This is a genomic window from Limisphaera ngatamarikiensis, assembly GCF_011044775.1.
Classification (GTDB): Bacteria; Verrucomicrobiota; Verrucomicrobiia; order Limisphaerales; family Limisphaeraceae; genus Limisphaera; species Limisphaera ngatamarikiensis.
The window spans coordinates 1-4,957 of sequence record NZ_JAAKYA010000048.1 but is presented as its reverse complement, the minus strand read 5'-3'; the positions used below and the strand labels follow the sequence as shown (position 1 = coordinate 4,957).

Annotated in this window: 4 protein-coding genes; 2 read left to right on the top strand and 2 right to left on the bottom strand. The window is 64.9% G+C overall.

Features of this window, described 5'->3' with window-relative positions; translation table 11 throughout:
• Both serS and glgA read left to right on the top strand, forming a co-directional pair.
• Positions 1-1,059: serine--tRNA ligase (gene serS / locus G4L39_RS06955; RefSeq protein ID WP_240893854.1), on the top strand; the 1,059-nt coding region annotated here is incomplete at its 5' end.
• Entirely contained in the window at positions 1,056-2,561 is a 1,506-nt protein-coding gene (gene glgA, locus G4L39_RS06950; RefSeq protein ID WP_165106978.1) for a glycogen synthase GlgA, read from the top strand. The genes serS and glgA, both read left to right, overlap by 4 nt.
• 27 nt (positions 2,562-2,588) lie before the next feature.
• On the opposite strand, the gene G4L39_RS06945 is transcribed toward glgA, so the two are convergent.
• Together G4L39_RS06945 and G4L39_RS06940 are read right to left on the bottom strand one after the other, a co-directional pair.
• The gene (locus G4L39_RS06945) at positions 2,589-3,767 is read right to left on the bottom strand and encodes a glycoside hydrolase family 172 protein (protein ID WP_165106977.1); all 1,179 of its coding nucleotides are present in this window, start codon (positions 3,765-3,767) and stop codon (positions 2,589-2,591) included.
• Positions 3,768-4,098: 331 nt separating this feature from the next.
• A partial coding sequence (locus tag G4L39_RS06940; protein ID WP_165106975.1) for a transposase occupies positions 4,099-4,957 on the bottom strand: 859 nt, incomplete at its 5' end.

Below are 4,957 nucleotides of genomic sequence, written 5' to 3'. Positions count from 1 at the left end.
GTGGGGGATCGGATTGCGGAGCTGGACCGGGAGGTGGGGGAGGTGGAGGCGGCGCGGGAGGGTTTGATGTTGCGGATGCCGAATTTACCGCATGCGAGTGTGCCGGTGGGTCGTTCGGCGGCGGACAACGTGGTGGTGCGGGTGCATGGGGAGGCGCGGCGGTTCGGGTTTGAGCCGAGGACGCATGTGGAGTTGTGTGAGCGGTTGGGCCTGGTGGATTTTGCGCGGGCGGCGAAGGTGTCGGGCAGCGGGTTTGCGTTGTATCGGGGGCGCGGGGCGCGGTTGGAGCGTGCGTTGATCCAGTTCATGTTGGATTTGCACACGCGGGAGCATGGGTACACGGAGGTGTGGCCCCCGTTGATGGTGGGGCCGGCGTGTTTGGAGGGTGTGGGTCAGTTTCCGAAGTTCAAGGACCAGTACTACGGGGTGGCGGAGGGGGATGATCCTGCGAATCTGGGTCGACTGTATTTGATCCCGACGGCGGAGACGGTGGTGGCGAATTTGCATCGGGAGGAGTTGTTGCGGGAGGCGGATTTGCCGATTCGGTATTGTGCGTACACGCCGTGTTTTCGCGGGGAGGCCGGCGCGGCGGGTGTGGGTACGCGCGGGCTGATTCGGATGCATCAGTTTGACAAGGTGGAATTGATCCAGGTGGTGCGGCCGGAGGAGGGGTATGAGGCGCATGAGGCGATGGTGCGGCATGCGGAGCGGGTGTTGCAGCTGCTGGGGTTGCATTATCGGGTGGTGTTGTTGTGCACGGGGGACATGGGGTTTGCGAGTGCGAAGACGTACGATTTGGAGGTGTGGGCGCCGGGGCAGGGGTCGTATTTGGAGGTTTCGAGCGTGTCGAACTGCGAGGAGTTTCAGGCGCGTCGGATGCGGTTGCGGTACAAGGACGGGCAGGGGGTGAACCGGCATCCGCATGTGTTGAACGGGAGCGGCACGGCGCTGGCGCGTTTGTATGTGGCGCTGGTGGAGACGTATCAGGAGGCGGACGGGAGCGTGGTGGTGCCGGAGGCGTTGCGGCCGTATTACGGGGAGGAGCGGATCACGCCGTGAGTGGGAGCGGGCAGTTGGGTGGGGGTCTGAAGTTGCGGGTGTTGCTGGCCAGCAGTGAGGTGCACCCGTATTCGAAGACGGGGGGTCTGGCGGACATGACGGGTGCGCTGGGCCGTGCGCTGGCGCGGGCGGGGCATCAGGTGGGGGTGGTGAAGCCGTTGTTTCGCGGGGTTCGGGAGCGGTTTCCGGAGTTGCGTCGGATGGACTGGCGGTTTGACCTGCCGTTGGGGGATCGGCGTGTGGACGCGGCGTTGTGGGTGCACGAGCCGGAGCCGCGGCTGACGGTCTATTTCATCGGGCACGACGGGTATTTTGATCGGACGGGATTGTACAACGAGAACGGGCGGGACTACGCGGACAACGGGGAACGTTTCATTTTTTTCTCGAAGTGCGTGGTGCATCTGGCGCGGTATCTGCCGTGGCGGCCGGAGGTGGTGCATGTGCATGACTGGCAGACGGCGCTGGTGGCGTTGATGGTGCAGCATGAGCGGCGGGCCGGGGGCTGGATGGACGCGCCACGCACGTGTCTGACGATTCATAATCTGGCCTATCAGGGTTATTTTCCGGCCTGGACGTACGGGCTGACGAATCTGCCGTGGACGTATTTTCATCCGGACTGTGCGGAGGCGTACGGGCAGTTGAACTGTTTGAAGGCGGGGATTGCGACGGCGGACCGGCTGACGACGGTGAGCCCGCGGTATGCGCGTGAGATTCTGACGGAGGAATTCGGTGAGGGGTTGGCGTGGTTGTTGCGGCGGCGTCAGGGGCAGTTGCGGGGGATTTTGAACGGGGTGGACTATGAGGAATGGAACACGGAGAACAATCCGCATTTGCCGGCGTCGTATTCGGTTCGGGACCTGCGGGGCAAGACGGTGGTGAAGGCGGGGTTGTTGCGGGAGTTGGGGCTGCCGGAGGAGGTGGACGTGCCGTTGTTTGGGATGGTGACGCGGCTGGCGGAGCAGAAGGGTTTGGACATTTTGCTGCCGGCGTTGCACGAGATGCTGGCGGCGCGGATGCGGTTTGTGTTGTTGGGGAGCGGGGAGGCGCGGTATGTGGAGGCTCTGGAGGGGTTGCGGGCCCGGTATCCGGGGAAGGTGGGTGTGCGGTTTGGATTTGATGTGGGGCTGGCGCATCGGATCGAGGCGGGGAGTGATTTTTATTTGATGCCGTCGCGGTTTGAGCCGTGTGGATTGAACCAGATGTACAGTTTGCGGTATGGGACGGTTCCGATTGTGCGTGCGGTGGGTGGGTTGGATGACACGGTGGTGGACGCGCGGGAGTCGGTGGAGCGGGCCAACGGGATCAAGTTTCACGAGTACAGTGCGGGTGCGCTGGCGCATGCGATTCGGAAGGCGCTGGTGTTGTATGAGCATCCGGCGTTGTTGCATCGGTATCGGGTGAACGGGATGCGGATGGATTTCGGCTGGGGTCGGACGGCCGGGGAATATGAGGCGGTGTATCGGGAGGCGCTGGCGGCGCCGCCGCTTGTGTGGGGAGGTTGAGGGGTTGTGCCCGGGGTGTGCCGCGGTTTACTTGAGTTCCAGTTCGTCGCGGGAGAGGAGTTTGGGGAAGGGTTTGTGGGGTTCGGTCTGGTACCAATAGGCGACGGAGGCGATGTCGTCGCGGAGCTTGAGGTATCGTCCGCCGGAACGCCAGCCGAGGGCCTGGATGGTGACGCGGATGTCTTTTTCGAAGCGGATGGGGTCGGGAATGTGCCATCGGTACAGGCCGAACCGTTGTTGGGAGTCGTAGAGGCCGTCGGGTCGGATGACGTGGGGCAGGCCGGTGTAGGGGCCTGAGAATTCGGTGTAGCGGTGTTTGCCGTCGGGGCCGACGGTGTCGAAGTTGTAGGAGCCGCAGAAGTAGTCTTCGGTGCCGGTGCCACAGATGGTGGGGAAGTCCCTGTCGCCGTCGAGGTAGAATTTGATTTCGCCCTCGCCCCACCAGCCGGTGCTGTGGACTTCCCAGGCGAGGTAGGTGCCGACGTAGTGGCCGCGGCCCTCGACGCCGTCGAGGATGGTGTAGAGGCCGGGTTCGCGGAGGGGGTCTTCGCGGCGGAATTGGGCGTGGAAGTAGGCGGCGTCGTCGGGGACGTCGGTGAGGATGTAATCGATCTGGTAGTAGATGGTGATGGGGCCGTCGTTGAGGTTTTCGAGGGTGACGCGGGCGCGTTTGCGGAAGGGCATGGGCCAGTAGCAGTTGAAGGCGCTGCCGGGGTTGACGCAGACGGCGAGGGAATTGATCTGGCAGTAGCGGGCCCAGCCGCAGGCGAAGAAGTCGCCCAGCGGCACCTCAACCGATGGCTGGGTTTCGTCGTCCCAGTAGAAGCGCAGGATCATGAAGCGGGTTCGGTCGAGGGGGGCGGGTGTGATCCAGATGTGTTGGATGCAGCCGGGTCCCTGGATGTCGGCGAGGGTGAAGGTGGTATCGGGTGCGATGCGGACGAAGGGCGAGATTTTCCAGCCGGGGCCGAGGTCGCGGGCGGCGTTTTTGGCGGGGCCGTCGACGGCCATGCCGCCCTTACCTTTTTCGCCGGTGAAGTTTTCCGGGCTGATGGACCGGGATCGGGCGGGGGAGAGCTGGTACAGATTCCCGATATGGACGCCGATGCCGTTGAAGGGTGGCTGGGCGGTTTGAGCGACCGGGGCGCTGAGGGCGAGGGTGAGGGCTGCGAGGAGAGTGCCAGGGCTGAATGAATGGGTTTTCATGGTTTTTGGGTTTTGTGGTTGAGGTCGGTTGTGGTTTGCGGTGTGCAGGATGGCGGGGCAGGGGCGGTTTTGGCAATGCTTTCGGGGGCGGTGGGTGGGGGCCCTGAATCCTTAGCCAGCAATTGGGGCGGGGGTGCAAAGTGTGGTTTCGAATCGGAGGAGTCTCTAAACGTGATCTGGGAGGGCTCTGGGGCCCATCGGGGAGGGGTCGTCCGGGCGCCGGAAGGGCCGCAGGGCCGGGCCAGGGTGGTTTTTTTCCCAGATGCGGGCATGCTCCGCCCTGGCCGCCAGGGGCGGTCGGCGCGTGCGGGGTTCGTGCCGTGGCTCCAGTTTAGCCGGAGGGCACCGCCGCTTCCGCCGCCACGGCCCGCCACCAGCGCGCTTGCCACTGGTGCCACCAGCCCAGCCAGCTGACCGCCACTTCCACCCGCGTCACCAGCCGCCGCCCATGCCGCACCAACGTCGCCGGCAGCCGCACCCTCTGTTTGAGCAGCGTGGGCACGGTCCAGCCCTGGCACTCGTCGGGCAGGCAAAGCAGCTGCACGGCTTTCATCAGGTTGTAGGCCAGCGCCGCAATGGCGTAGAACATCCGGTTGGCCACCAGGCTGGCGCAGGGCGGATGGTGCAGGTCCAGCCCCCGCAGCACTTCCTTGAAGAGTTGTTCCCTGGCGCCTTTCAACCGATGCCGCGCCATCACCGCCCCCGCGTCGGTCCGGCGCGGGTCGTGCGCCACAAAGGCGTAACGCCAGAACATCTGGTCGTCCTTCTTCCACCGGGCCACAGCCAGCGGGAACGTGAAGTCGCTGCCGGCCACGGTGTGCCGGATGCCGGCGTACTGCTCAGTCACTTCCACCCCGTCGCGCCAGCGCGTCTTGGCGGCGGTGCTCCAGCAGTTTTCCGGCAGCGCGGCGGCGGTGCGCTCCGGCCCGGTGGTCCATTTGTTGTAGCTGACGCTCCAATGCGTGAAGCCGGCCTGCTCGATGGCTTGCAGATGCTCGGCGCTGCTGGAGCCGCTGTCGGCCAGGAAATCACAGGCGCGATCCCGCCAGAGCGGCCGGAGCGTTTGCAGCATCGCCGGCAACGCGCTGCTCACCTCGCCCGGCGAACCCAGTTCACCGCCGACCAGGAACGGGCCGAACCAGAACGTCTGCCAGGAGAGCGCCAGTTGGCCCTCGTAGTTGATCTTGGCC

Bases quoted from the DNA above. Each gene is read 5' to 3' on its own strand.
- G4L39_RS06945 (WP_165106977.1), bottom strand. From the start codon at position 3,767: ATGAAAACCCATTCATTCAGCCCTGGCACTCTCCTCGCAGCCCTCACC.